Origin of the sequence: Streptomyces sp. NPDC094032 (assembly GCF_040303965.1) — a bacterium.
In the GTDB taxonomy this organism is placed as follows: Bacteria; Actinomycetota; Actinomycetes; order Streptomycetales; family Streptomycetaceae; genus Streptomyces.
Genome location: NZ_JBEOUE010000019.1, coordinates 39,763 through 63,647, shown reverse-complemented (window position 1 = coordinate 63,647; position 23,885 = coordinate 39,763). Strand labels below are relative to the sequence as shown.

The 23,885-nt window shown below is 70.5% G+C and carries 24 protein-coding genes; 8 read left to right on the top strand and 16 right to left on the bottom strand.

The annotated features are described in order from the left end of the window. Window positions 1-22: 22 nt before the first annotated feature. Together ABTZ54_RS24810 and ABTZ54_RS24805 are read left to right on the top strand one after the other, a co-directional pair. Window positions 23-427 (top strand): PLD nuclease N-terminal domain-containing protein, encoded by a 405-nt coding sequence (locus ABTZ54_RS24810; RefSeq protein ID WP_351666958.1) that lies wholly within the window; start codon window positions 23-25, stop codon window positions 425-427. Next, window positions 427-1,308: a LysR family transcriptional regulator gene (locus tag ABTZ54_RS24805; RefSeq protein ID WP_351666956.1), complete on the top strand. Its 882-nt coding sequence runs from the start codon at window positions 427-429 to the stop codon at window positions 1,306-1,308. Before ABTZ54_RS24810 ends, ABTZ54_RS24805 begins: the two co-directional genes overlap by 1 nt. Here ABTZ54_RS24805 and ABTZ54_RS24800 read toward each other — a convergent pair. From ABTZ54_RS24800 to ABTZ54_RS24770, 7 genes are all read right to left on the bottom strand, one after another. Continuing rightward, complete coding sequence (locus tag ABTZ54_RS24800) at window positions 1,214-2,134, bottom strand: DMT family transporter (protein ID WP_351666954.1); 921 nt, start codon at window positions 2,132-2,134, stop codon at window positions 1,214-1,216. The genes ABTZ54_RS24805 and ABTZ54_RS24800 overlap by 95 nt on opposite strands. Window positions 2,135-2,280: 146 nt before the next feature. Then, window positions 2,281-3,453, bottom strand: a complete 1,173-nt coding sequence (locus ABTZ54_RS24795; protein ID WP_351666952.1) for a serine hydrolase domain-containing protein — start codon at window positions 3,451-3,453, stop codon at window positions 2,281-2,283. Between the two features lie 54 nt (window positions 3,454-3,507). Further along, the gene (locus ABTZ54_RS24790) at window positions 3,508-4,077 is read right to left on the bottom strand and encodes a 2OG-Fe(II) oxygenase (protein WP_351666950.1); all 570 of its coding nucleotides are present in this window, start codon (window positions 4,075-4,077) and stop codon (window positions 3,508-3,510) included. Next, the gene (cysS, locus tag ABTZ54_RS24785; RefSeq protein ID WP_351666948.1) at window positions 4,074-5,453 is read right to left on the bottom strand and encodes a cysteine--tRNA ligase; all 1,380 of its coding nucleotides are present in this window, start codon (window positions 5,451-5,453) and stop codon (window positions 4,074-4,076) included. The genes ABTZ54_RS24790 and cysS overlap by 4 nt, the downstream gene beginning before the upstream one ends. Before the next feature lie 51 nt (window positions 5,454-5,504). Next, a complete protein-coding gene (locus ABTZ54_RS24780; RefSeq protein WP_351666946.1) occupies window positions 5,505-6,434 on the bottom strand; it encodes a hypothetical protein in 930 nt (309 codons plus the stop codon). Between the two features lie 13 nt (window positions 6,435-6,447). Next, window positions 6,448-7,569: a sugar-transfer associated ATP-grasp domain-containing protein gene (locus ABTZ54_RS24775; RefSeq protein ID WP_351666944.1), complete on the bottom strand. Its 1,122-nt coding sequence runs from the start codon at window positions 7,567-7,569 to the stop codon at window positions 6,448-6,450. Window positions 7,570-7,675: 106 nt separating this feature from the next. Continuing rightward, a complete protein-coding gene (locus ABTZ54_RS24770; RefSeq protein WP_351666942.1) occupies window positions 7,676-7,879 on the bottom strand; it encodes a hypothetical protein in 204 nt (67 codons plus the stop codon). Between the two features lie 419 nt (window positions 7,880-8,298). On the opposite strand from ABTZ54_RS24770, the gene ABTZ54_RS24765 reads away from it, so the two are divergent. After that, window positions 8,299-9,639: a helix-turn-helix domain-containing protein gene (locus ABTZ54_RS24765; RefSeq protein WP_351666940.1), complete on the top strand. Its 1,341-nt coding sequence runs from the start codon at window positions 8,299-8,301 to the stop codon at window positions 9,637-9,639. A 128-nt stretch (window positions 9,640-9,767) separates the two neighbouring features. Here the strand turns inward: ABTZ54_RS24765 and ABTZ54_RS24760 are convergent, their stop codons facing one another. Then, entirely contained in the window at window positions 9,768-10,070 is a 303-nt protein-coding gene (locus tag ABTZ54_RS24760; RefSeq protein WP_351666938.1) for a hypothetical protein, read from the bottom strand. A gap of 152 nt (window positions 10,071-10,222) precedes the next feature. On the opposite strand from ABTZ54_RS24760, the gene ABTZ54_RS24755 reads away from it, so the two are divergent. The 4 genes from ABTZ54_RS24755 to ABTZ54_RS24740 all read left to right on the top strand — a co-directional run bounded on the left by ABTZ54_RS24755 (window position 10,223) and on the right by ABTZ54_RS24740 (window position 14,751). Next, the gene (locus tag ABTZ54_RS24755) at window positions 10,223-10,498 is read left to right on the top strand and encodes a GntR family transcriptional regulator (protein ID WP_351666936.1); all 276 of its coding nucleotides are present in this window, start codon (window positions 10,223-10,225) and stop codon (window positions 10,496-10,498) included. 31 nt (window positions 10,499-10,529) lie between these two features. Beyond that, a complete protein-coding gene (locus ABTZ54_RS24750) occupies window positions 10,530-10,982 on the top strand; it encodes a nucleoside deaminase (protein ID WP_351666934.1) in 453 nt (150 codons plus the stop codon). Between the two features lie 186 nt (window positions 10,983-11,168). Then, window positions 11,169-13,214, top strand: coding sequence for a hypothetical protein (locus tag ABTZ54_RS24745; protein ID WP_351666932.1), 2,046 nt, complete (start codon window positions 11,169-11,171; stop codon window positions 13,212-13,214). A 4-nt stretch (window positions 13,215-13,218) separates the two neighbouring features. Then, entirely contained in the window at window positions 13,219-14,751 is a 1,533-nt protein-coding gene (locus tag ABTZ54_RS24740) for an ABC transporter substrate-binding protein (RefSeq protein ID WP_351666930.1), read from the top strand. Between the two features lie 11 nt (window positions 14,752-14,762). On the opposite strand, the gene ABTZ54_RS24735 is transcribed toward ABTZ54_RS24740, so the two are convergent. The 8 genes from ABTZ54_RS24735 to hemL form a co-directional block, all read right to left on the bottom strand. Continuing rightward, window positions 14,763-15,293 carry an SRPBCC domain-containing protein gene (locus ABTZ54_RS24735; protein WP_351666928.1) on the bottom strand — a complete coding sequence of 177 codons (531 nt, stop codon included), beginning with the start codon at window positions 15,291-15,293 and terminating at the stop codon, window positions 14,763-14,765. A 37-nt stretch (window positions 15,294-15,330) separates the two neighbouring features. Then, window positions 15,331-16,383 carry a c-type cytochrome biogenesis protein CcsB gene (gene ccsB, locus ABTZ54_RS24730; protein ID WP_351667160.1) on the bottom strand — a complete coding sequence of 351 codons (1,053 nt, stop codon included), beginning with the start codon at window positions 16,381-16,383 and terminating at the stop codon, window positions 15,331-15,333. A 50-nt stretch (window positions 16,384-16,433) separates the two neighbouring features. Then, a complete protein-coding gene (resB, locus tag ABTZ54_RS24725) occupies window positions 16,434-18,113 on the bottom strand; it encodes a cytochrome c biogenesis protein ResB (RefSeq protein ID WP_351666926.1) in 1,680 nt (559 codons plus the stop codon). Window positions 18,114-18,125: 12 nt separating this feature from the next. Beyond that, window positions 18,126-18,863, bottom strand: coding sequence for a cytochrome c biogenesis CcdA family protein (locus tag ABTZ54_RS24720; protein WP_351666924.1), 738 nt, complete (start codon window positions 18,861-18,863; stop codon window positions 18,126-18,128). Between the two features lie 10 nt (window positions 18,864-18,873). Then, complete coding sequence (locus ABTZ54_RS24715; RefSeq protein ID WP_351666922.1) at window positions 18,874-19,479, bottom strand: TlpA family protein disulfide reductase; 606 nt, start codon at window positions 19,477-19,479, stop codon at window positions 18,874-18,876. A gap of 77 nt (window positions 19,480-19,556) precedes the next feature. Next, entirely contained in the window at window positions 19,557-20,807 is a 1,251-nt protein-coding gene (locus ABTZ54_RS24710; RefSeq protein WP_351666920.1) for a polysaccharide deacetylase family protein, read from the bottom strand. A gap of 162 nt (window positions 20,808-20,969) precedes the next feature. Then, the gene (locus ABTZ54_RS24705) at window positions 20,970-21,695 is read right to left on the bottom strand and encodes a histidine phosphatase family protein (RefSeq protein ID WP_351666918.1); all 726 of its coding nucleotides are present in this window, start codon (window positions 21,693-21,695) and stop codon (window positions 20,970-20,972) included. Continuing rightward, window positions 21,692-22,999 carry a glutamate-1-semialdehyde 2,1-aminomutase gene (hemL, locus tag ABTZ54_RS24700; protein WP_351666916.1) on the bottom strand — a complete coding sequence of 436 codons (1,308 nt, stop codon included), beginning with the start codon at window positions 22,997-22,999 and terminating at the stop codon, window positions 21,692-21,694. Before hemL ends, ABTZ54_RS24705 begins: the two co-directional genes overlap by 4 nt. 244 nt (window positions 23,000-23,243) lie before the next feature. Between hemL and ABTZ54_RS24695 the strand changes: the two genes are divergently transcribed. Beyond that, window positions 23,244-23,867 carry a hypothetical protein gene (locus tag ABTZ54_RS24695; protein WP_351666914.1) on the top strand — a complete coding sequence of 208 codons (624 nt, stop codon included), beginning with the start codon at window positions 23,244-23,246 and terminating at the stop codon, window positions 23,865-23,867. The last annotated feature ends 18 nt before the right edge of the window (window positions 23,868-23,885 follow it).

Sequence of the window (23,885 nt, the reverse complement as noted above, 5' to 3'; positions counted from 1 at the left end):
TGCTTCCAGGGGGCTGTCCCACATGCTCAGGGCGCTGATGTTCATCCTGCCGCTGGCACTGACGATCTACGCGTTCATCGACTGTGTGAACACGCCGGAGCAGGAGACCAAGCACCTGCCCAAGGTGGTCTGGGTCATCATCATCCTGCTCTTCTGGGTCGTCGGCCCGGTCGTCTGGTTCGCGGCGGGCAAGCAGCGCCGCGCCGCCGCCCGGGGCGGGTCCGGCGGCTGGGTCGCCCCCGACGACAACCCCGAGTTCCTGAAGTCGCTCCGCGAGGAGAAGGCCGACGACGAGGCCCTCCTCAAGGACTGGGAGGCCGACCTGCGCCGCCGCGAGGACGAGCTGAAGCGCCGGGAACAGGGCGGCGACGCGAAGGACTCAAGGGACCCCAGGGACGCCCAGGACTCCAAGGACACCGACGGCTGATGGAGCTGCGGCTCCTGACCACCTTCGAGAAGGTCGCCACCGTCCTCTCCTTCACCCGGGCGGCGGCCGAGCTGGCGTACGCGCAGTCCAGCGTGACCGCCCAGATCCGCGCCCTCGAATCCTCCCTCGGCGTGGAACTCTTCGAACGCCTCGGCTCCCGCATCCGCCTCACCGAGGCCGGTGAGCGCCTGCTCCCGTACGCCCGGCAGATCATCGGCCTCGCCGAGGAGGCCAGGGCGGCGGTCACGGCGGCCGACGGTCCGGCCGGCACGATCGCGGTCGGCACCGTGGAGTCCCTCACCTCCTACCGGCTGCCGCCGCTCCTGGAGCTCTTCCACCACCGCTACCCCCGGGTGCGGCTGACCCTGCGCCCGACGCTCGGCGACGCCAACCGGCGGGCGCTGCGCGAGGGCACGTACGACCTGGGGCTCCTGATGGAGCGGGAGACGGCGCACGAGGGCCTGGAGAGCGAGGTGCTCGGCGAGGAGCCGCTGGTCCTGGTGGCCGCGCCGGGCCACCCGCTGGCCGCCAGGACGGGGCTCACGGCGGCGGACCTGGCGGCGGTGTCCCTGGTGGGCACGGAGCCGGGCTGCGCCTACCGCGACCTCTTCGAGGCCGAGCTGGCCCCCCACTCCCCCGCCTTCCTCGAATTCGGCACGATCGAGGCGAGCAAGCGGGGCGTGGCCGCGGGCCTCGGGATCGCGCTGCTGCCCCGGATCACCGTCTCCGAGGAGCTGGCGTCCGGGGTGCTGACGGCGCTCGACTGGCGGCCGCCGTTCACGCTCTTCACGCAGATCGCGTGGCGACGCGGGAAGCGCCTGCCCCCGCATGTGCGCCTGTTCGTGGAGCAGGCGCGGCGCCTCGCGCACGAGTCACCCTGAGCCCGGCGAGCACGATCAGCGGGACGCCCAGCGCCTGGACGAGGCCGATGTGGTGCCCGTACACGAGCCAGTCGGCGAGCATCGCGACGGCGGGGTAGGTGAAGGCGAGCACCGCGATCCGGGCGGTGGGCAGCTTGGCGTACGCCGCGTACATGAGCACGTACATCACCCCGGTGTGCAGCAGCCCGAGCCCGGCGAGCCAGCCCCACCCGGCGCCGAGGCCCGCGGCCTCGCCGAAGTCGACGAAGGGCAGCAGCAGCGGGATGCCCACGGTGACCTGGACGAGCGCGATCAGATGCGGCCGGACCCCGCTGATCCGCTTGGTGACGACGGTCGCCACGGCGTAGAGGACGGCGGCGGCCAGCGCGAGGCCGAGCCCCACGACCGAGGCGGTGTCCCCCGGCCGCACCCCCGACACCAGCACGAGCCCCGCGAAGGCGACCACGAGCCACCCCACCGTGGCCCGGCCGATCCGCTCCCGCAGGACGGCGGCGCCGAGCAGCACCAGGAAGAACGGCTGGGTGTGGTAGACGACGGTGGCGAAGGAGATCGAGGTGACCTCGTACGCCTCGAAGAGCAGCACCCAGTTGCCCACGATGAACACCCCGCCGAGCACCGCGAGCCCCAGCTTCCCCGCCGTGAACCCGTGCCCGGCGAAGAACCCGCGCGCCAGGCCGTACGCCCCGAGCGCGACCGCCCCGAACAGGCACCGGAAGAACACCACGGTGAAGGGCGAGGCCCCCGACTCGACGACGAAGACACCGAGGGTGCCGGACAGCACCATGGCAAGGATCAGTTCGAGGGTTCCCCTGGTCTCGTTTCTCATGCCGACGACGCTACGAACGGGGGGCGGGGGCGGTCCACGGGCCGCTGGTGCGTCCTGCCGATGCCCCCATCGGGGGAGCCGATGGGGTCGGCTGGGGTGGACCACGACGGCTCGCCATGTTCAGTAAGCGGTCAAGGCCCGACAGCTCACGCCAGCGACGTCCGCACCGCTTCGGTCAGCGAGGCCGCACGTTGGTCGTCGGGCCCGCTGATGATGTGGTTCATCACGTAACCGAAGGCGATGCCGTGCTTCGGGTCGGCGAAGGCGAGTGAGCCGCCGCGACCGGTGTGGCCGAAGGCGTTCGGGCCGGTCATGAGGTTGTCTTCGGTGGGAAGCATGTAGCCGGTGCTGAATCGGCTCGGGATCAGCATCACCTGGTCCTTCCCGCTGGCCTGCTCGTCAGTCGCTGACGCCAGGGTCTCCGAGGCGAGCAGGCGCACGCCATCAACCTCACCGATCGTTGCGGCGTACATGCGGGCAAGCGCCCGTGCAGTGCCGATGCCGTTGGAGGACGGAAGTTCCGCGGCCTGCACCTCCGAGGAGTCGAAGTCGATCGCGGCCGGGTTGGTGACCGCGAACGCCCGGTTACTGAAGGAGTTCGGGTCGCGCCAGGCGGCGACCTGTTCGCGGAGTTCCTCGGGAACCGACTCGGCAGGCAAGGTAGTGAGGTCGACGGCCGGTCGCCGGTACACCATGCGGCTGACCCTCTCGCGTTCGCTCGCCGGCAGGCCGATGAAGAAGTCCAGCCCTAGCGGGCCCGCGATCTCGTCGGCGAAGAAGCGGCCCGGCGAGCGGCCGGAGACTCGGCGGATCACCTCACCGACCAGCCAGCCCCAGGTCCGACCGTGATACCCGTGTGCGGTGCCGGGAGTCCATAGCGGCCGCTGGGCCGCCAGCGCTGCTGCCATGGGGTCCCAGGCCAGCGCCGCAGCCAGCGGGAGCGGCTCGTCCAGTGCGACCAGGCCGGCCTGGTGGGACTGAAGCCAACGCACGGGGATGTCTGCCTTGCCGTTCGCCGCGAACTCCGGCCAGTACTTCGCCACCGGGGCGTCGAGGTCGACCATGCCGCGCTCGACCAGCATGTGCGCCGCGGTCGCGGTGGCTCCCTTGGTCGCCGAGTACACCAGTTGCAGGGTGTCCCGCGTCCACGGACGGCCGGTGTCAACGTCGGCGACGCCACCCCACAGGTCGACCACCGGCCGGCCGTGCCAGTAGACGCACACGGCCGCGCCGATGTCCCCGTGCTGGGTGAAGTTCGCTGCGAACGCCTCGCGGACCGGTTCGAATCCCGGCGCTACCTCACCGTCAATCGTCGTCATACCGTTCATCCTGGCAGCCGCGCTGCCCCAGCTGACAGGGGAAGTGGCCTCTGCTCAGAGGCGTTCGGCATCGACGCGTACGACGAGGGTCACGCGTTCGCCCCTAGTGATCGGCCGTACGCCGTGGATGTGGTCGCGGATGGCGGGGAAGGCGACCAGGGTGCCGCAGGGCGGCTTGATCTCCTGGGCAGGGTTCTCGAAGAACAGCTCGCCCCCGCCGTAGGAGTCCGGCGTGTTGAGCCAGACCACGAGGGTGAGGTCGCCGCCGACGACGGGCTGGCCGTTGGTCCGGGCCCGTTCGCGCTCGATGTCGGTGACCTCGTCGTGGTGGGCGACGAAGCCGACTCCGGGGCCGTAGCGGTAGACGACCGCCGACTGGGTGGGGATCCGCTTCGGGGCGATCTCGAAGTGGCTGCGGACGTGGGCGACGCTGTGGGAGACGAACGCCTCCTCCAGGTGCGTCGGGACCTCGACGTACTCACTCTTGCGCAGCGATTCGTCGATGACGCCCTGGTAGGTACGCGGGCGGGCGGTGTGGTTTTTCACGTGGTCCATCAGCGCTCCGCAGAGGCTGAGCGGAATGGCGCTCTCTACGACGAGCGGTAAGCGGCTCTTCCAGGTCATGAGGTGGTCTCCTTCCACCAACGGGTGCCTTCGGGCGAGTCCTCAAGGACGACGCCCTGCTGGGTGAGCTGTTCGCGGATTGCGTCGGCCTCGGCGAACTTCCTCGCCGCGCGGAGCCGGTCGCGTTCCTTCACGAGTTCGTCGACGGCGGCGTCGCTCTGGACGGAGCCGGGGATGTCGAAGGTTCCGAAGAGGTTGTTCACGTCCTCGATCAGCCGCAGGGCGGCCGGACCGGCCGGCTCCTCCATGCGGTTCTGCTCACGGATGTACTGGAACAGGACGGCGAGGGCACCGGGGGTGTCGAAGTCGTCGTCCAGGCGCTCGCGCATCTCCTTCCAGGCGACCTTCGCGCGCACGGTGTTCGCCTGACTGTCGGTGTGCGCGGCGTCGATGGCCCGGGCGAAGTTCTCGATCCGGCGGCGTGCTCCTCGGGCCTGTTCCAGCGTGGAGTCGCTCAGCTCCATGGAGGAGCGGTAGTGCTGGGAGAGAAAGGCGTGCCGCAGGGTACGGAAGTCCGTCCTGGCGAGGGCGTCGCGGATGGTGAGGAAGTTGCCGGTGCTCTTCGACATCTTCTCGCCGTCGACCCGCAGGAGACCGGTGTGCATCCAGTAGCGGGCCAGGGGCTCGATGCCGGAGGCGGCTTCCATCTGGGCGACCTCGGCCTCGTGGTGCGGGAAGATGAGGTCGACGGCGCCGCCGTGCAGGTCGTACGAGGGCCCGAAGAAGGTCTCCGTGATCGCGGTGTCCTCGATGTGCCAGCCCGGCCGGCCGGGGCCGAGGTCGGTCTCCCAGAACGGCTCGCCGTCCTTGCGCCCCTTCCACAGGGCGAAGTCGCCGGGGTTGCGCTTCTTCGAGTTGTCGTCGATCCGCGACACCGAGTCCTCGGGGCGCAGGTCAGTGCGACCGGAGAGCTTGCCGTACGCGGGGAACGAGGCCAGGTCGAAGTACCAGCCGTCGTCGAGCTGGTAGGCGTGTCCGCGCTCGATGAGCCGCTTGATCTGGTCCACGATCGCGTCGATGTGGTCGTGGGCCCGCGCGTGGACGTCGACACGGGTGTTGCCCAGCGCGGCCATGTCGTCCAGGTACTGCTTCTCGAAGTGAGCCGCGATCTCCTCCGTCGGGGTGCCCTCCTCCGCCGAGCGTCGGATGATCTTGTCGTCGACGTCGGTGATGTTCTGGAGGTACGTGACCTTGTAGCCGCTCGCCTCCAGGTACCGGGCGATGAAGTCGAACTGCGTGTACGTCTTCGCGTGCCCGACGTGGCTGGGGCCGTACACGGTGGGTCCGCACACGAACATCCGCACCTCGGCCTCCCGCTCGGGGCGGAACTCCTCGGTCTGGCCGGTCAGCGTGTTGTGGACCTTGATCGACATCATGCCTCCTGTGTAAGCGGATCAAGCAGCGTACTGACGCCTGGACACAAGCGCCTAACCAGAACCGCCGCGCTCGCCGAAGGGAAAGAATCGCGGGGCCGGCAGAGTGCCGAAGACCGCCGCCTCGCCTCCGAGGAGGTGGTGATTGGCCTGCTGGTACGCCTTGCGCACGACCTCGATCGCCCCGGGGCTGAGGTCCATCCCGACCGCGCGGCAGAACTCACTCAGGGCCTCGCACCGCCGCTCCAGGTCGGCCATCGACAGCGGGTCGCACTGCTGGGCCTCGATCAGCAGGTTCTCCTGATCGCTGCTGATCAGGCCGAGTGCGCCGAGGGAGTACAGCTTCCACTTCATGTTCGGCAGCAGCTGGCCCGATCGCGCGTACATCCAGTCCACGACCTCGTCCAGCGCTCCCGAGAGGACGAAGTGGCCCGTGGGTACGCCGACCCGCCTCGCCATGCGCAGCGGAATCTCGCGCACGTCCCAGGTGATCCGGTTGTGGAGCCGGTAGGTCTCGCCCTCCAGGCGCTGGAGCTGCTGGCGCGTCTTGTGGGAGATCAGCGCCCCGAAGGCTTCCTCGCGGTCGAACAGCGGCTCGCCCTTGTTCCCGTAGGCGTCGCACTTGTCGCTGTTCCACGCCGTGCGCGGGTCGGCCTCGTACTGGAAGAGGAGCTGGTGGACATTGACCTCCATGCGTCCCCAGGGGACCGGCAGGTGGAAGCTGAACTCCGGGATCCAGGCGGGGAGCCGGTCGCGGATCAGGGCGTACGTGTCCGCCGGCCGCGACCTCCACTCGTCCTCCTTGATCGGGACATCGAGGACGACGGCCAGGTCGAAGTCGGAGTCGGTACTGAATCGGGTGACGTTCCGGGGCGCGACCGCCGAGGAGGACAGGACGTAGAGCGCCTGGACCGCGGGCATCGTCTTGAGCGTGTCGAGCAGACCCCCGGCCGCGGCGCGGGCCTGCATTCTCAGGTTTTCCACGGGAACTCCTTGGTCAGAGGATCGGGCGGTCCATCACGGAGCGGAGCGCGGGAACGAGGTCCGGCGCGACGCCGCCGTGGGTGCGCTGGATGTGTGCGAGGGAGGGGCTGCTGTTGCCCTCGATGACCACGGGGCCGCCGGGCGTGAGAGCGATGTCCCAGCCGATGAAGGGCACTTGCGGGAACAGGCGGGCACAGCGCTCGGCCAGCTCTCGGACCTCCGTTATGCGGGAGATCCGGTGGTCGGCGAACGGCACCGAACTGACCTCGTGGCGTGTGTGGGCGTTCAGGTACCGGTCATAGCCGTGGCGATCGAGTCGCCCGTCGGGGCGGACACGGATCTGCATGCCTCCGGACGCCGAGTTGTCCGTGGTGCTCTCGGCGCCGCCGAGCTTCAGCATCACGTACAGGACCTCGACGGCGCCTTCACGCAGCAGGGTGATCACGCGGAACGTGTTGAGGGCGTACGGGTTCAGCACGTCCAGGTCGGGATGCTGGGGCACGTGCTGTTCCACCAGCCACGTGCCCCATCGCTGCGCGTAGGCCGGGAGGTTGAAGGAGTCCTCGCCGGGCCGCACGATCACGACGCCGGACCCACCACTGGAGTAGCGGGAAGGCTTGACCACCACGCGGCCGAGGCCGGAAGCGTGGTCGAGGATCTCCGCCAGCGGCACCGCCTCGCCGTTGGACGTCACACCCGCACGGCGGTCGCCGTTGGCGATGAGCGCGGGCTGCGGGATGCCGGCAGAGGCGAGGATCTTCTTGCAGGTCGTCTTGTCGTCCAGGGCGATCGTGTCCCGGTTCACGCGGGGAAGGAGCCGGTGGAACAGGGCGCTCTCCGGCAGGTACGAGCAGGCCCGCTCGGCGGACACCTCACGCCGGTACCCGCCGTAGCGGAAGTAATGGAACGGCAGGCAGCGCCACCGCACGGAGACCTTCACCAGGTCCCCGGCGATACCGGCCAGGCTCTTCCGGTCCTCGTCACGCAACATCGCGGGAAGGTGCTCGTGCCGCATCTGTCGCACCTGGTAGGGGAGAAACCGTACGCCGGACACGCGAGGAAGGACCTGGGTGCGGAACCACTCCTCGGTCACGGCCTGGCGGTGGTTGAAGCCGCGGTTCGCGGTACGTCTCATGGTGCTGCTCCTCCCGTTTCTCACTGGTCCGGGGTTCCGGCGATGGCCAACGTGACGACGAGCGCACTGACGACGATCACGTAGGCCACGACAGCGAGGCGCTGCCTCATCGGGCGGGCCCGATGTTGTCGGCAGCCGTCGACCAGGCGACGCCGTTCGCGGGCTGGATGTGGGCGATACGGATGAGCCGGCCGCCGTGCCTCTCATGGACGACGGCCGTCAGCTCCCCTTCGCCCCGGCTCGCGATGTCGCGTACCAGGCGGTGAAGGAGGGGGTGGTCCTCCCGGCCTTCGGCGTCGACCGGATTCACCGCTCGGACTCCTCGCGGTCGCTCGCTCCGCGCCGGAGGAATCTCTCCCAGCCGGACTTGGCGCGGGCGCGAAGGGCCGGACTCGGACCGGCCGGCGGCTCGGGAACCGTGTGCTGTCTTCCGCTGTCACCCGGCGTACGGACGGGCAGAGGCTGGCTCATCACGACCTCCTCGGGGGTGATGCAGCCCGTCACCCACGCGAGGGACGCCGATGACGGGCTGCGGTCCTGGAAGCCGTCCGGAGCGGGGCGGGGGAGCCGGTTAACCCGGGTGCTCGGCTCCGAACGGCGTGGGCCCAGTGAACGACCGTGGACCACGGGTCCGGAACGTTTCCAGGGGGTTCCTCCAGCGAGAGAAACCCCCGTTTCTCGCACGCACGGGGAGTAACCTCCTGACTACCAACCTGAGGGGAGGGTGGGATGTCTGACCCGACGGCTCTGCACCCGCTGACCTACGTGCGAGAAGGCAAGGGCTGGGGCAAGGCCGAGTTAGCACGGCTCATGCGCGAACGCGGGGCCGCGCTGGGCGTACAACTGGCCACCAACCGGACGACCGTCTGGAAGTGGGAGCAGGGGCAGGCACCCGACGCGGACACGCAACGGGTGCTCGCCGACCTGTTGGGCGTCGCCGAGGACCACGTACGCTCGGTGCCCTGGCCCCGATGGCTGCCGGCCTGGGAGTCGACGGCCCTGGCGGCCCCGTGGACTCCGACCGGGACCGTGACGGTATTCGCCGATCTGGTCAGGAGCGGCCACATGGATCGCCGAGGATTCCTGTCCATCACCGGCGTCGCACTGACAGGAGTCGCCGCCAACTGGGCAGCCGCACCAGAGGCGTTCGCCTCGGCAATCGAAGGCGACCGCGTCACCGACGCGATGGTGACCACCATCGAAGCGCGCGTGGACACCCTCCGCACCCTCGACGACCAGATGGGCGGCGCCCGCCTCCTGGACCAGGCCACCAGCGACCTCGCACTGATCACCAGCCTCCTCGACCACGGGCGCTACTCCGACGCCGTCGAGCACCGCCTCTACGCCACGGCCGCCCGCGCGTCCTACCTCGCCGGATGGATGGCCTACGACAAAGGCCTCCGCTCACTCGGCCAGCGCTACTACATTGGCGCTCTCCGCAGCGCTCACAGCGCCAAAGACGACGGCTTCGGCGCCTTCATCCTGGCCGAGATGGGCGTCCACATCTCCGACTCGGGCGACACGGCCGCGCGCGTGAAGCTCATCGACACGGCCATCGACAACGCCCAGTCGGCCCTACCACCCTCGGCGACTTCATACCTCTACCTCCACCAAGCCGAGGCGCTCTCCAGGGACACCCGACACGAGGCTGCTGGCCAGTCGCTCAACCGGGCCTACGACCTGTGGGACACCCACCTCGAAGGCGACCGTCCGGACTGGCTCGGCTGGTACGGCGAGGCCCAACTCAAGTCGACCGAGGGCAAGATCATGCTGCGATCCGGTTTCCCCGAGCGGGCGACCAGCGCACTCGCCGTGGCGGTGAACCAAGCGGTCCCCCGCGACCGCGCCGTACGCTCCGGCCGCCTCGCCACGGCACGGCTGGCCGCCAGGGACCTGGACGGTGCCCTGGACGCCGCGAACGTCGGCCTGGAGCTGCTGGAGAACCGAGTCCGCTCCGACCGAGCACACGTCCGGCTGACGAAGTTCAGCCACTACCTCGAACCGCACTCTTCGGCGCCGACCGTACGGGAGTTCCGGGAGCGCCTCCGGGCTCTTCCATCCGGGGCCTGATACTTCCCGCCGCCATGGGCATCATCAGCCTCGACCTCGGCCCGCTGAAGAAGCGGGCCGAGGCGGAACGGCGCTACTGACCGTGACAGAGGCACCCCCGACTACGGGCCGACGCGCCCCACAGCGGTTCAACGGACACCCCCGGCGTGGATGTTGCGGTGGTCGATGTCCACTCCGACGGTCGCCAGCCAGAGCGCGCGTCGGCGCCTGCGCTGCACTGCCTCCAGGTACGGGCGTTCCAGGGGCGATCGGGAGCCGTCGAGGAGCGCCGTCTGCTCCCGGGCGTACGGCGACCGCCGGATGGGGGCGCGGTGGCGTGGCGCCGGGGACGGCGCTGCCGGGCGGGGCCGGTGCCTGCCGGTGGGCGGCAGGGTGAGCATGAGCAGCCGGAGGAGGAGCGGGATCAGGGCACGCGCGATAGGGTTCCGCACGTCATCAACTCCCTTACGAGTTGGTGGCCATGCCCCGGGGCCGATTCCAGCGGTCGCCGGGGTCTTTGTGCCACACGACCCTATAAGGCCATGTATAGCTCTACATAGCTCACCGATGGTTCGCATAGGTCTTCGATGCTTACGCTCGTCGTGTGACCGACCACAACCAGATCCCCGAGTTCGACCCGCAGGGCCCCCAGCTGGTGTACGTCGCGATGGCCGACCACATCGCCGCCCGTATCGCGGCCGGAGAGCTGGCCGCAGGCGCCCGGCTGCCCGCCGAGCGGGACCTCGCCAAGGAGTACGGGGTGGCGTACCTGACAGTCCGCCGCGCAGCCGGAGTCCTCCGCGAGCGAGGCCTGATCCTCACGGTTCACGGCAAGGGCACATTCGTCGCCGATCCACTGCCCGAGGGCTACCAGGTGTGACGCTCCCGGTCCGCCGGGGAAGGCTCCCCTCATGAATCAGGAACAGGCCCGCCAGTGGCTCGCCACCGCCCTGGCCGAGGCCCGGGCCGGGCTCGCCGAGGGCGGGATCCCGATCGGGGCCGTGCTGTACGGCGCGGACGGGGTGCCGCTCGGGCGGGGGCGGAACCGGCGGGTGCAGGGTGGGGATCCTTCGGCGCACGCGGAGACCGAGGCGTTTCGGGCGGCGGGGCGGCAGCGGTCGTACCGGGGGGCGACGATGGTGACCACGCTGTCGCCGTGCTGGTACTGCTCCGGTCTGGTGCGGCAGTTCGGGATCTCGCGGGTGGTGGTCGGCGAGGCGCGGACCTTCGTGGGCGGGCACGAGTGGCTCGCGGCGCACGGGGTGGAGGTGCTGGTCCTCGACGACGCCGAGTGCGCGGCGCTGATGCGGGAGTTCGTCGAGAGGAATCCGCGGCTGTGGAACGAGGACATCGGGGATGAGTGACGGCGGCGTTCCGGGCACGGGGGTCCGGGGCGGCCCGGAGCCGGGGGCTCCGGTGAGATCGCGTCGGAAACTCTGGTCTATTCCCAACAGGCGCTCTATATCCTGGACTTGAGGATGTGACGGGGCACGTCTGGTGGGATGCGGGGGGGGTGGCGGGTGGACAGGGTCCTCTACGGTCGCGAGGCGGTGTTCCATGAGACGGGGCTCGCGGCGCGGCTCATCGGGCTCCGCGGGCAGGACTTCGCCCGCGTCCCGTTCGAGCACGGCGAGGATCCGCCCGTCGTCGTCTTCACCGGCGGGCGCGGCATGGGCAAGACCGCCCTGCTCAAACAGCTCCGCACCACCTACAAGGGCGCCACGCCGCTCGCGCTGATCGACTGCGACCGGATCGAGCGGCCCGCCGACCACGGGCCCGGCTGGACCGAGCTCACGGGGGCGCTCGCCGAGCTCGCCGTGCAGTTGTCGCCGCGGGTGACCGGGGCGAAGTCCGTGCAGTTCCCCCGGCTCTCGCTCGGCCTGGTCGCGGTCGCCTCCCTCAGCTGGACCCAGGAGGACGGGGAACGGGCCCAGCGCGACCTCCAGCGGCTCGGCCCGGTCCTGGCGACCGTCGACGCCACCAAGGGTGCCGCCACCAACTGGGTCACCAAGGTCCTGACCAAGCTGGCCGCCACCGTCGCCGACGCCGCCGTCCCGCTGGCCGGACTGCTCGCCGAGGCCACCGTCGAGACGGTCCTGGAGGAGGTGTTCGGCCGCTTCCACCAGAAGTCCGAGAGCTGGTACGGGAGTTACCGCAACGCGGGCGGGCGCGGCAAGGCCGGGCTCCAGCAGCTCGCCATCGACTTCGAGGCGGGCGGGCGGCGCCGCCAGGAGGCCGAGGACTTCCTCGTCGGCGCGCTCGTCGAGGACCTGGGGCAGGCCTACAAGGGCCTCACCCGGGTCGGCACCCGGCGCGGCCGGCCCGTGCTGCTCCTCGACAACGCCCACGGCGACCTCGGCCGCCGAATCGTCGAACCGGTCCTGCGCGCCCGCCACGACGGCCGCCGCGACAAGGTGGTCGTCTTCGCCACCTCCCGGGTCGCCCGGCACGAGGGCCTGCGGCACGCCCGCCGGCTGCGGCTGCCCGAGACCACGCACCGGGCGCCCTGCGAGCGGGGCGGCGACGTCACCTCCGGCATCCTCGCCGTCGAGCTCACCCCGCTGTCCGCCGCCCAGACCCAGGCCGCCTTCGACCGCCTCGACCCCTCGGGGCTCGCCCCCGCCGACCTGGCCCGGGGCGTCCACCGGCTGACCGGCGGGCGCCCGCTGGGCGTGATCTTGCTCGGGCAGGCCGCCGCCGAGACCCCGCGCGCCCGCCGGCCCGCGCTCACCCCCGGCGCCCTGCTCGACCTCGACGTGGAGCTCCGCGAGGACGCCCACCCCGTGCCCGTCGCCCCCGCCCTGCTCGCCGCGCTCCTCCCGCAGCCGCGCCTTGAGCCCTTCACCGTGCTCGCCGCCGCCCACGACGAGGTGTCGGCCCGGCTGCTCGCCCGCACCCGGCTGCACACCGAGTCCCGCGACGGCGACATGGCCCTCCAGGTCCGCGACCGACTGCGCGCCGAGGACTGGCCGGAGGGCCCCGAGCACTTCGTCGCCGACCCGCTGCTGCGCGCCCTGCTGCTGCACCGGCTGCGCTTCGCCGACGGCGACCACCCGCGCCACGCGGCCTGGCGGGCCGTCCACGAGACGATGCACCGGCACTACGGCGAGGAGGCGGCCCGCCCGTACCGGCTCCATCACGAGCTGGCGCTTGGGCGGACCGCGGACGCCGTCGCCCATCTGCGGAGCACCTTCCACGAGACCGACGTGGTGGGCTGGCTCGGCCGGCTGCGGTTCATCGCCTCCGCGCCCTACCCGCGCACCGCCGACGGCACCGGCACCACCGGCCCCGATCCGCGCCGCGACGCCGCCCTCGGCCGGCAGGTGCCCGACCGGCTGCCCGCCGGGCTCGACGCCGAGGCGACCGAACTCCACCTGTCCGTACGGCGCCTGCTGCACGCCGTATGGCTGCTCACCGATCCGCTCGCCCTGCCCGACGAGGACGTCACCGAGAAGCTGGCGCACGAGCTGCGCCAGCTGTCCGGGCGCCATCTGACCGGCAACAGCCCGTTGTGGGACGCGGCCACCCACTGGCCGAAGGACATTCACGCCTGGCGGCGCCTCTCGCTGCCGCCGGGCCGCGAGGACGGAGTCTGAGGCCATGGCCAACCGGCTGCGCAACCGTTACCTCTACACCCCCCGACAGAAACTGTTCGCCGGCCTGGTCGCCCTGGTCGTGCTCGGCGTGCCGCTGTTCTACGGGATCCGCGCCTGGGTCACTCCGGAGGACCGTTCCTGCGCGGCGGGCGTCGAACGCCCCCAGGGCTCCACCGAGTGCATCGGCGTGAACGGCGACGGGTACGCCTTCGGCGTCGACGGCCTCGCCGAGATCGCCGGGCTCGTGCAGCGCGAGAACGCCACGCTGAAGCCCGACACGTACGCCACCGTCGCCGTCCTGCTCCCGCTGACCTCGCCCGACCCCGGCATGCGGACCAAGGTCCTGCACGAGCTCCAGGGCGCCTACGCCCGCCAGTACCGGGCCAACCACGAGTCCAACAGCGAGACCCCGAAGATCCGTCTGGTGCTCGCCAACACCGGCAAGGGCAACGCGCACTGGCAGAGCGTCGTCGAGCAGCTGAAGGGGATGACCGACGGTCCCGCCCGGCTCCGCGCGGTCACCGGCGTCGCCACCTCGTCCACCGAGATACGCCAGGCGGTGGCGGCCCTGACCGGCGCGGGCATCGCCGTCGTCGGCACGACCATCACCGCCGACGACATCGCCAACGGACCCGGCCAGAACAAGTACCCCGGCCTCGCCCGGGTCTCCCCCACCAACAGCGACGAGGCCAAGGCCCTCGCCCACTTCGGCAAGGTGGACGCGGCCAAGGCGATCCTCGTCCAGGACACCCGCACCGGCGACCACTACACCGACACCCTCAAGGCGGCGTTCTCCGCCTCCCTCAAGGGCGCCCCCTACGAGCCGCAGCTGTTCACCTCGCCGCCCGACACCACCGACGAGGGCACCACCGCCAACACCTTCCGGCAGATCACCCACCTCATCTGCGACACCCGCGCCGAGACGGTCTTCTTCGCCGGCCGCCACACCCAGCTGCGCCAGTTCATCAACGCCCTGGGCGCCCGCGGCTGCGTCGAGCGCCCGTTCACCGTCCTCACCGGCGACGAGGGCTCCTACCTGGGCAACGACGCCAAGCTGGACCGCAACGCCCTCAAGGCCCGGCTGACCGTCCGCTACGCCGCGCTCGCCCACCCCGACGCCTGGCGCGCCGCCCCCGGGCGGCCGGTCCCGGCGACGGGCGGCTCCACCATCGCGTACGACACCTTCGTCGGCGACATCGCCCGCGCCGCCAAGAAGCCGCCGCCGCTCGCCGACGGGCAGGCGATCGTCGCGTACGACGCGATGGCGACGGCCGTGCACGCGATCCGGCAGGCCACCCCGGACAAGGCCGCCTACCCGGAGCTCGCGGACGTCCCGGTGCAGTGGCCGCAGGTGAAGGGCTCGCTGCGGGTGCAGGGCGCGAGCGGCTGGATCTGCCTGGACAACTACGGCAACCCGTACAACAAGGCCGTCCCGATCGTGCAGCTCGCCCAGGACGGCACCCAGCGCTTCGTCGAGATCGCCTGGCCGGAGGGGAGGCCCCCGGCGGAGAGCTGCCTGCCGCCCGCCAAGGGGTGAGGTGCTGAGACTCAGGGCTCCCACTTCGGCCAGGGCGCGTCGTCCCGCGCGTACAGCGCGCGCAGCTCCTGCCAGCGCTCGGGTGTCCACTCCCGCCAGTCCGTGGGGTGTCCGTCCAGCGCGCGGCCGAGGCGCTCCAGGTGCTCGTGCCAGCCGGCGAGCATGTCCAGCTTCACGCCCCGCGTGCCCCGGAAACCGGCCGTGAGACGCAGCACGGCCGACCCGCCGCCGTCCGGGCCCGGCTCCAGATGGAACCGGATCCGGCCGTGCGGCGGGCCGACCGTGTACTCGGCGACGTACTCCGGGTCCCAGGCCGTCACCCGGCCCGAGACCACCGTGTCGCTGTTGAGCCAGCGCAGCGTGACGTGTCCGTCGAGCCTCGGCTCCAGGGGGTCGGCCGCGCAGAGCCAGCCCGGCAGACCCTCCGGCGTGGCGACGGCCGCCCACACCGCGGGCAGCGGATGCGGGAAGGCGGCCGTGAAGCGCAGCAGATGCGTGTCGCCTTCGTGGGTCTCGCTCCTGCCCCGGGGGATCGCGCTCATACCTCCAGCGTGGCCCCGGGGCCGGTCACCCGCTAGCTCAGACGCCCGCGTAGGAGTGCTTGCTGCTCACGAAGATGTTGACGCCGTAGTAGTTGAAGAGGAAGCAGCCGAAGGCGATGAGCGCGATGTACGCGGCCTTGCGGCCCTTCCAGCCGGCCGTCGCCCGGGCGTGCAGATAGGCCGCGTAGCCGACCCAGGTGATGAAGGCCCAGACCTCCTTGGCGTCCCAGCCCCAGTAGCGGCCCCACGCGTCGCCGGCCCAGATCGCGCCCGCGATGATCGTGAAGGTCCACAGCGGGAAGGTCGCCGCGTTGACCCGGTACGCGAACTTGTCCAGGGTCGCCGCCGAGGGCAGCCGCTCCATCACCGAGGTGGTGAAGGCGCTGGGCTTGCCGCCGTTCGCCAGCTTGTTCTCGTACGAGTCGCGCAGCAGGTACGCGACGGTGCCGACGGCGCCGAGGAAGAGCACCGAGCCGCAGATGATCGCGGTCGAGACGTGGATCCACATCCAGTACGAGTGCAGCGCGGGGACGAGCTGGTCGCTGGAGGTGTAGAGCACGGTCGTGGCGACACCGAGGTCCAGCAGGACGACCGTCACCAGCGGCAGACCGATCCAGCGGACGTTCTTCTTCGCCAGCAGGAAGCCGAGGAACGCGCCGACCGCCACCGTGGAGAAGGTCGTCGAGAACTCGTACATGTTGCCCCAGGGGGCCCGCTGCACGGCGAGCGCGCGGACGACCACGCTGGTCGCCTGGATCGCGAAGGCGAGGACGGTCAGCGAGATCGCCATCCGGCCGTAGAGGTCGCCCTTGACGGTGCCGCCGGCCGCGCCGGGGCCGTCCGGGACGTCCCGCGCGCCGGCCGCCGAGCGGACGACGACCTTCGGGCGGTCGAGGACGGCGGTGCCGCCCGCCGCGGCGGTGACGGTGACCTCGGGGGCCTTCGCGGCCGCCTCGGGGCCGGTCAGCGCGGCGGCCGTACGGGCCACCTTGCTGCGGCTGCCGAGCACCCACTCGGCGATGTAGAGCAGGAAGGCCAGGGTGTAGACGGCCATCGAGGAGTAGATGAGCGTGTTGCTCATCTGCGCCATGCTCTCGTTGGTCGTCGCCGCGAGGGTCGTGGCGGCGGTGGCGGCGAGATTCACTTCTCAGCCCCTTCGGCAGGTTCTTCGGAAGACGGTTCCGGCGCGGTCGGCGCCTCGGTGTTGAGCGTGACCGCGAGCTCGGCCAGCTCCTCGGGCAGCTTGGCGGACTCGCTCCGGCCAAGGCCTGCCATCTCGACGACGGTGACGCCGTCCTCGCCCCGTACGGCCCGGACCCAGACCCGGCGGCGCTGGATGAACAGCGAGCCGCTGAGGCCGAGGATCGCGGCGACCGCCCCGGCGAGGGCGAGGCCGTTGCCGGGCTGCTGGGTGATGGAGAAGCTGGCCCACTCCTTGATCTCCTTCTCGAAGGTGATCGAGCCCGCTCCGTCCGGCAGCGTCATGGTCTCGCCGGGCAGCAGCCGGTTGGCGCTGCCCGTGCCCCCCTTGACCTTGAACTGCTTCATCTTGGAGGTGTCCAGCTGGTACACGTTCTGCGGCAGACCGGAGTCCACCCGCAGGTCGCCGTGGTAGCCGGTGACGGCCATCACGGGGAAGTCGAGCGCCGGGAACTGGGAGAACATCTGGCCCTTGCCGGCGCCCGCGAAGGTCGGCACGAAGAAGGCGTTGAAGCCCAGCTGCTCCTTCTTGCCGTTCTTGTCGCGGTAGCCGTCCATCACCTTGATGGCGCCGGTGGAGGTGACGTTGTTGTCGAAGGGCAGCAGCGGGACGGCGCCGTGGTAGACGACCTTGCCGCGCCCGTCCTTGACGGTGACGACGGGCGCGTATCCGTGGGCGATCAGGAAGACCTTGGCGTCGCCGACCTTCAGCGGCTCGTTGACGCGGATGATCGCCTTCTTCTCGGGCTTGCCGACCTCGTTGTAGCGCACGGCCGCCTCGAAGGTGCGCGGGGTGCCGCGCTGCGGGCCGCTCTTCTCGTACGTGCCGGTGAAGCTGTCGAGGGTGAAGCCGAACGGCTGGAGCTCGTCGGTGCCGAACTGCGAGCCGGACTTGAAGTCGTCGTACTGCGTGAGCGTGTTGGAGAACCCGTCCCCCTCCACGATCAGCTTGCCGCCCTCGGACTTGAACATCACGCCCCAGGCGAAGGCGACCAGCATCACGATCAGCGCGACATGGAACATGAGGTTGCCGGCCTCGCGCAGATAGCCCTTCTCGGCGGCGACGGCGTCACCGACGGCGTGGGCCCGGTAGCGGCGGCCCTTGAGCATCTTCAGGGCGGCCTCGCGGACGTCCTCGGGCTCGGCCTCGGTGCGCCAGGTCGTGTACGCGGGGAGGCGGGTGAGCCGCTTGGGGGCGCCCGGCGGGCGGCTGCGGAGCTGGCCGACGAACTGCCAGGTGCGGGGCACGATGCAGCCGATGAGCGAGACGAAGAGCAGGATGTAGATCGCGGAGAACCACACCGAGCTGTAGACGTCGAAGAGCTGGAGCTTCTCGTAGATCGGCGTGAGGGTCTCGTGCGCCTCCTTGAAGGTGCGCACCTTCACCTCGTCCGCGCTGGTCTGCGGGATGAGGGAGCCCGGGATCGAGCCGAGCGAGAGCATGAAGAGCAGGATCAGGGCGACCCGCATGGAGGTCAGCTGGCGCCAGCACCAGCGGACCCAGCCGAGCGGGCCGAGGGTGGGGCCGCCGACGAGGGGCTCTTCCCTGGGGGCGGTGGACAGCTGTGCCCCGGCTTCGCCGAGGTGCTCCTGCTGTTCCGTCGTTTCGGTGTTGCTCATGTCGTTAAACCCTCAGATCCCCACCGTGAAACCGCTGGACCAGCCCTGCATGTCGGCGACCATGCTGTCCCACACTCCTGTGAGCAGGAGCAGACCGGTGACGATCATCATCCCGCCGCCGATCCGCATCACCCAGGTGTAGTGCTTCTTGACCCAGCCGAACGCGCCGAGCGCCTTGCGGAAGGCGATGGCGGTGAGGATGAAGGGAAGCCCCAGACCGAGGCAGTACGCGACGGTCAGCAGCGCCCCGCGCCCGGCGCTGGCCTCGTTGGCGGCGAGCGCGGTGACGGAGGCGAGCGTGGGGCCGATGCAGGGCGTCCAGCCGATGCCGAACAGGGCGCCGAGCAGCGGCGCGCCGACGAGGCCGGTGACGGGCTTCTTGTGGAAGCGGAACTCGCGCTGCGTGAACCAGGGCATCAGGCCGATGAAGAAGACACCCATGAGGATCATGAGCACACCGAGGACGTTGGTGAGCGTCCCCCGGTACTCCTGGAGCGTCGAGCCGAAGTAGCCGAAGAGCGCGCCGCCGGAGACGAACACGACGGTGAAGCCGAGGACGAACAGCGCGGCCCCGCCCGCCAGCCTGCCGCGCCGGGCCTCCGCCAGGTCGGTGCCGGTGACCCCGGTGACGTAGCTCAGGTAGCCGGGGACGAGCGGCAGCACGCACGGCGAGAAGAAGGAGACCAGACCGCCGAGCACGGCGATGGGCAGGGCCAGCAGAAGGGCTCCGCTGAAGACCGTCTCGTTCACGTCGTCTCTCTCACTTCTCCGCGATCAAGGGTTCGATCATGGAGCGGAGCTTGGTCTCGTCGAGCGCCATCAGCGAGCGCGCGGCGACCTTGCCGTCCTTGTCGAGGACGACGGTGGACGGGATGGCCTGCGGGTTGAGCGTGCCCTTGGGGAAGCCGCCCACGATGAGCTTGCCCGCCGGGTCGTAGAGGCTCGGGTAGGGCACGCCGTAGTCCGCCTCGAAGGCGAGCGCGGGCTGCTTGTTGGGGTCGCGGGTGTTGATGCCGACGAACTCCACGCCCTTGGCCTTGAGGTCCTTGGAGACCTTGGCGAAATGCGGTGCCTCGGCGCGGCAGGGCGGGCACCAGGAGCCCCAGACGTTGAGGACGACGACCTTGCCCTTGAGGTCGGCGACGTCGAGCCGCTTGCCTTCGAGGGTCTCGCCGGCGAGCACGGAGACCGGCTTGCGCTCGCTCTTGGCCACGGTGGAGATACCACCCGTGTTGGTGACGAAGTTGGTGTCGCCGCCGCCCCCGGACTTGCCGTTGGTGTCCGAGCTGCAGGCCGAGAGGACAAGGGCGGTCGTCAACGTTCCGACCGCGAGCAGGGTGCGTCGCGAGGCACGGCTAAGACTCATGTGAAAAGTTTCGCATGGGCGTTTCGCGGATCTTGGGCACCCCCCTACGTGCCCAAGATGCCCCTTGTCAAGATCGCTTAAGCCGGCCTGAGGAACGCGTTCCAGCCACCGGCCGGCTGCTGTCCGACCTCCAGGGTCCGCAGCTTGGCGAGGATCTTCGGGTCCTGGACGTCCAGCCAGTCGCAGAACTGCCGGAAGGAGACGAGCCGGACGTCCTTCTTCCCGGCCATGCCCTTGAGGGCCTCCTCGACGGCGTCCATGTAGATGCCGCCGTTCCACTGCTCGAAGTGGTTGCCGATGTAGAAGGGGGCGCGGTTCGACTCGTACGCGCGGCGGAAGCCGGACAGGTAGGCCTCGGTGGCCTGCTTGCGCCAGCCCGGGTAGCGGGAGGGCATGCCCTTGGTCGAGTTCTTCGACTGGTTGGCGAGCATGTTGTAGTCCATCGACAGGACCTCGAAGGAGTGCCCGGGGAAGGGCACCGCCTGGAGCGGCAGGTCCCACAGGCCGCCGCGCTTGACCGGCCACATCTGGCGGCCGCCCGGGGAGCTGGCGTCGTAGCGCCAGCCGAGCCGCTTGGCGGTGGGCAGCAGGTTGTCCTGGCCGAGGAGGCAGGGCGTGCGGCCGCCGACGAGCTCCTTGGTGTAGTCGAAGGGCAGCGGGTCGAGGTCGCTCCAGCCGCTGTTCGTCTTCCACTTCGTGACGAAGCCGATCGCCTGGTCGATCTCGCTCTGCCACTGGGCGGGCGTCCAGTTGGCGACCGAGCCGGAGCCGCCGCAGAAGTGCCCGTTGAAGTGGGTGCCGATCTCGTGGCCCTCCAGCCAGGCCTGGCGGGTGTACTTCAGGGTCTGCTTGACGTGGTCGTCGGTGAGGTAGCCGATGTCGGAGGCGCCGACGCGGTTGTTCGGCGGGCGGTAGAGCTGGGCCTTCGACTCGGGCAGCAGGTAGAGCCCGGAGAGGAAGAAGGTCATCGCCGCGTCGTGGTTCTTGGCCAGTTCGAGGAAGCGCGGGAAGAGGCCGTTGCCGACCTCGCCGGCGCCGTCCCAGGAGAAGATCACGAACTGCGGCGGGGTCTGACCGGGTTCGAGCGGCACGGGGGCGTCGGGCTGGTTCGGCTGCTTCCCGGTGTCGGCGGTGGAACCGTCGCCGATGAGCCGGCCGTCGTCCTTGGTGGGCGCGGGCGTGTCCGGTCCACCGGTCGCGTCCCCGCCCTTACCGGGTCCGGAACGTCCCGACTTGTCCTGATCGCTACCGCTGCACCCGGCAATACCGAGCGCCGCGGCGGCACCGACACCGGCCCCCAGAAGTCCCCTTCGACTGATCCCGCGCATGACATCCCCATTCGCGCTGACGTATGACCTGAAGTCATTCCAAACCGACAAACAGTGAGATGTCGTGAGGAACACGGAGGTTCCGGAAAACAGAACAAAAATTTCAGGGCGGCCCAGGCGAACGATCACCACCGGGCCGCCCCGAACGATAGAGCGGAAAAGCTACGCGCCGAAGGCCTTGGCCTTACCCTTCACAGGCTTCGCACCGGCCCGCAGGTGCACCGGCACCAGATCGAGCGCCGGCTCGCTGTAGCCGACCGACACGATCCGGTCGCCCCGGTACGTGAAGGAGGTCAGCGAGGCCAGCGTGCACTGCCGCCGCCGCGGGTCGTGCCACAGCCTGCGCTTCTCCACGAAGCTGCGCACGATCCAGATCGGCAGCTGGTGGCTCACGCACACCGCCTCGTGCCCGCGCGCCGCGTCCTTCGCCGCGTCGAGCGCGCCCATCATCCGGACGACCTGCTCCACGTACGGCTCGCCCCAGGACGGCTGGAACGGGTTGGTGAGGTGCTTCCAGTTGCCCGGCTTGCGCAGCGCCCCGTCGCCGACGCCGAAGGTCTTGCCCTCGAAGACGTTCGCCGCCTCGATCAGGCGCCCGTCCGAGGCCAGGTCCAGGCCGTGGGTCTTGGCGATCGGCGTGGCCGTCTCCTGCGCCCGCTCCAGCGGGGAGGCCACGACATGGGTGATGTCCCGGCCCGCCAGGTGCTCGGCGACCCGGTCGGCCATCTGCCGGCCGAGCTCGGACAGGTGGTAGCCGGGGCGGCGCCCGTACAGGACCCCGTCCGGGTTGTGGACCTCGCCGTGCCGCATCAGGTGGACGACGGTGATGTCGTCGGGGCTCGCGGGGTTGGCGGGCTGTGCCGGGCTCTCCGGGCGTACGTCGCTCATGCCGTGGCCTCCGCGGCGGCGCGGGCGGCGGCCGGCAGCGCGGCGGCGACGCGCTCGACGGCGCGCTCGTCGTGGGCGGCCGACACGAACCAGGACTCGAACGCCGACGGCGGCAGGTAGACCCCGTCCGCGAGCATCGAGTGGAAGAAGGCGTTGAAGCGGAACGCCTCCTGCTTCTTCGCCTCCTCGTAGTTGCGCACCTCGGAGGAGGTGAAGAAGACCGAGAACATGTTGGACGCGGTCTGCAGCCGGTGCGCCACGCCCTCCTTGGTGAGCGCGTCGGTGACCAGACCCTGGATCTCCGTGGAGACCGCGTCGACCTTCTCGTACGCGGCGGCGTCGAGCAGCCGCAGCTGCGCGAGGCCGGCGGCGGTGGCGATCGGGTTACCGGACAGGGTGCCCGCCTGGTAGACCGGGCCCGCCGGGGCGAGGTGGCCCATCACGTCGGCGCGGCCGCCGAAGGCCGCCGCCGGGAAGCCGCCGCCCATGACCTTGCCGAAGGTCATCAGGTCCGGCTTCACGCCGTCGACGCCGTACCAGCCGGCCCGCGAGGTGCGGAAACCGGTCATGACCTCGTCGGAGATGAACAGCGCGCCGTTCTTCTCGCAGGCGTCCTTCAGGCCCTGGTTGAAGCCCGGCAGCGGCGGGACGACGCCCATGTTGCCCGGCGACGCCTCGGTGATCACACAGGCGATCTCGCCCGGGTACCGGTGGAAGGCCTCGTGCACCGCCTCCAGGTCGTTGTACGGCAGCACGATGGTGTCCCCCGCTTGCGCGCCCGTCACACCGGGCGTGTCCGGCAGACCGAAGGTGGCGACGCCCGAGCCGGCCGCGGCGAGCAGCGCGTCCACGTGCCCGTGGTAGCAGCCGGCGAACTTGACGACCTTGGCGCGGCCGGTGAACCCGCGGGCCAGCCGGATGGCCGACATGGTGGCCTCGGTGCCGCTGGAGACCAGCCGGACCTGCTCGACGGGCTCGACCCGCGCGACGATCTCCTCCGCCAGCGCGACCTCGCCCTCGCCCGGCGTGCCGAACGAGGTGCCGCGGGTCACCGCCTCCTGCACGGCGGCGGTCACCTCGGGGTGCGCGTGACCGAGGATCATCGGCCCCCACGAGCAGACGAGGTCGACGTACTCACGCCCGTCGGCGTCGGTGAGGTACGGACCGGTACCGGACACCATGAACCGGGGCGTACCGCCCACGGCTCGGAAGGCACGCACCGGTGAGTTCACGCCGCCGGGCGTCACAAGGGACGCGCGGTCGAAAAGCGTCTGTGAGACTGGGGCTTCGTATGAATACGGCACTGGGATCCTGACCTGCGAGTACGGAGGGATGGAGTGAGCACCCTCTGAATTACGCCGGGGCGTCTGTCCTCCGCGTCTGCGAAACTGGGGCGTCATAGGGATGGCTCACGGAATCCATGGTGTCAGAGGCCACGGCGTTCTTGCGGACAGGTGTTTCACCGTACGAACGTGGGGGAGGTCATTGTCACGATGATCGGGTCACGCCGCGGAGACGCGCGGCCCGGAACAGCAGTCGGGTGGAGATATGCATCGCGGTGGCGGACCGGGCGAGGGGACTGACGACCTGGGTCCCGAGCCTGTCCGGCGGGGGAGGCACCGGCGCCGGCGGGCCGAGGAGCCCAGGGCGAACTCCCCGAGGACGGGCGAGCCGGGGGAGCCGGGCGGACCGGGGGCGGACGAGCCGAAGGCCGGGGAATCGCGGGGTGGCCGCTTGGGGGTGACGTACAAGTACTTCGGCGCGCCCGACGGCGCGACCGCGGCCCGGGTGCCCATCTCGATGCGCCCCGAGGAGCTGGGCGGCGACGAGCTCGGCATGGGCGGCATGTTCACCAAGATCAAGCCGGAGACCATAGCCGCGATGGTGCTCACCGGCATCCAGGGCATGCCCCTGTACAAGGTGCCGCCGCTGGAACTGGTGGTGCTGCACCCCGACTACGCCGTGGTGAAGCTGCCCATGACCGTGGTCGACCCGCTGCGCGGCATCGGCGAGGAGTCGGTCGGCGCCGCCGCCTTCATCTGGTCCACCGTCCCCGACCGCGGCGGCCCCCGGGACGCGTTCAACGTCTACCAGCTGCTCCACGAGTGGCAGGACTTCTCGGTCCGCCTGCACGAGGCGGGGCATCAGCCGTACTGCCTGGTGTGGCCGTAGGACGTACGTCGGGTCGGT

What these genes read in the sequence shown, in the direction of transcription:
- ABTZ54_RS24810 (WP_351666958.1), top strand. Translation starts at nt 23, where the DNA reads ATGCTCAGGGCGCTGATGTTCATCCTGCCGCTGGCACTGACGATCTAC.
- ABTZ54_RS24805 (WP_351666956.1), top strand. Translation starts at nt 427, where the DNA reads ATGGAGCTGCGGCTCCTGACCACCTTCGAGAAGGTCGCCACCGTCCTC.
- ABTZ54_RS24800 (WP_351666954.1), bottom strand. Translation starts at nt 2,134, where the DNA reads ATGAGAAACGAGACCAGGGGAACCCTCGAACTGATCCTTGCCATGGTG.
- ABTZ54_RS24795 (WP_351666952.1), bottom strand. Translation starts at nt 3,453, where the DNA reads ATGACGACGATTGACGGTGAGGTAGCGCCGGGATTCGAACCGGTCCGC.
- ABTZ54_RS24790 (WP_351666950.1), bottom strand. Translation starts at nt 4,077, where the DNA reads ATGACCTGGAAGAGCCGCTTACCGCTCGTCGTAGAGAGCGCCATTCCG.
- cysS (WP_351666948.1), bottom strand. Translation starts at nt 5,453, where the DNA reads ATGATGTCGATCAAGGTCCACAACACGCTGACCGGCCAGACCGAGGAG.
- ABTZ54_RS24775 (WP_351666944.1), bottom strand. Translation starts at nt 7,569, where the DNA reads ATGAGACGTACCGCGAACCGCGGCTTCAACCACCGCCAGGCCGTGACC.
- ABTZ54_RS24765 (WP_351666940.1), top strand. Translation starts at nt 8,299, where the DNA reads ATGTCTGACCCGACGGCTCTGCACCCGCTGACCTACGTGCGAGAAGGC.
- ABTZ54_RS24750 (WP_351666934.1), top strand. Translation starts at nt 10,530, where the DNA reads ATGAATCAGGAACAGGCCCGCCAGTGGCTCGCCACCGCCCTGGCCGAG.
- ABTZ54_RS24740 (WP_351666930.1), top strand. Translation starts at nt 13,219, where the DNA reads ATGGCCAACCGGCTGCGCAACCGTTACCTCTACACCCCCCGACAGAAA.
- ABTZ54_RS24735 (WP_351666928.1), bottom strand. Translation starts at nt 15,293, where the DNA reads ATGAGCGCGATCCCCCGGGGCAGGAGCGAGACCCACGAAGGCGACACG.
- ccsB (WP_351667160.1), bottom strand. Translation starts at nt 16,383, where the DNA reads ATGGCGCAGATGAGCAACACGCTCATCTACTCCTCGATGGCCGTCTAC.
- resB (WP_351666926.1), bottom strand. Translation starts at nt 18,113, where the DNA reads ATGAGCAACACCGAAACGACGGAACAGCAGGAGCACCTCGGCGAAGCC.
- ABTZ54_RS24715 (WP_351666922.1), bottom strand. Translation starts at nt 19,479, where the DNA reads ATGAGTCTTAGCCGTGCCTCGCGACGCACCCTGCTCGCGGTCGGAACG.
- ABTZ54_RS24710 (WP_351666920.1), bottom strand. Translation starts at nt 20,807, where the DNA reads ATGCGCGGGATCAGTCGAAGGGGACTTCTGGGGGCCGGTGTCGGTGCC.
- ABTZ54_RS24705 (WP_351666918.1), bottom strand. Translation starts at nt 21,695, where the DNA reads ATGAGCGACGTACGCCCGGAGAGCCCGGCACAGCCCGCCAACCCCGCG.
- ABTZ54_RS24695 (WP_351666914.1), top strand. Translation starts at nt 23,244, where the DNA reads ATGCATCGCGGTGGCGGACCGGGCGAGGGGACTGACGACCTGGGTCCC.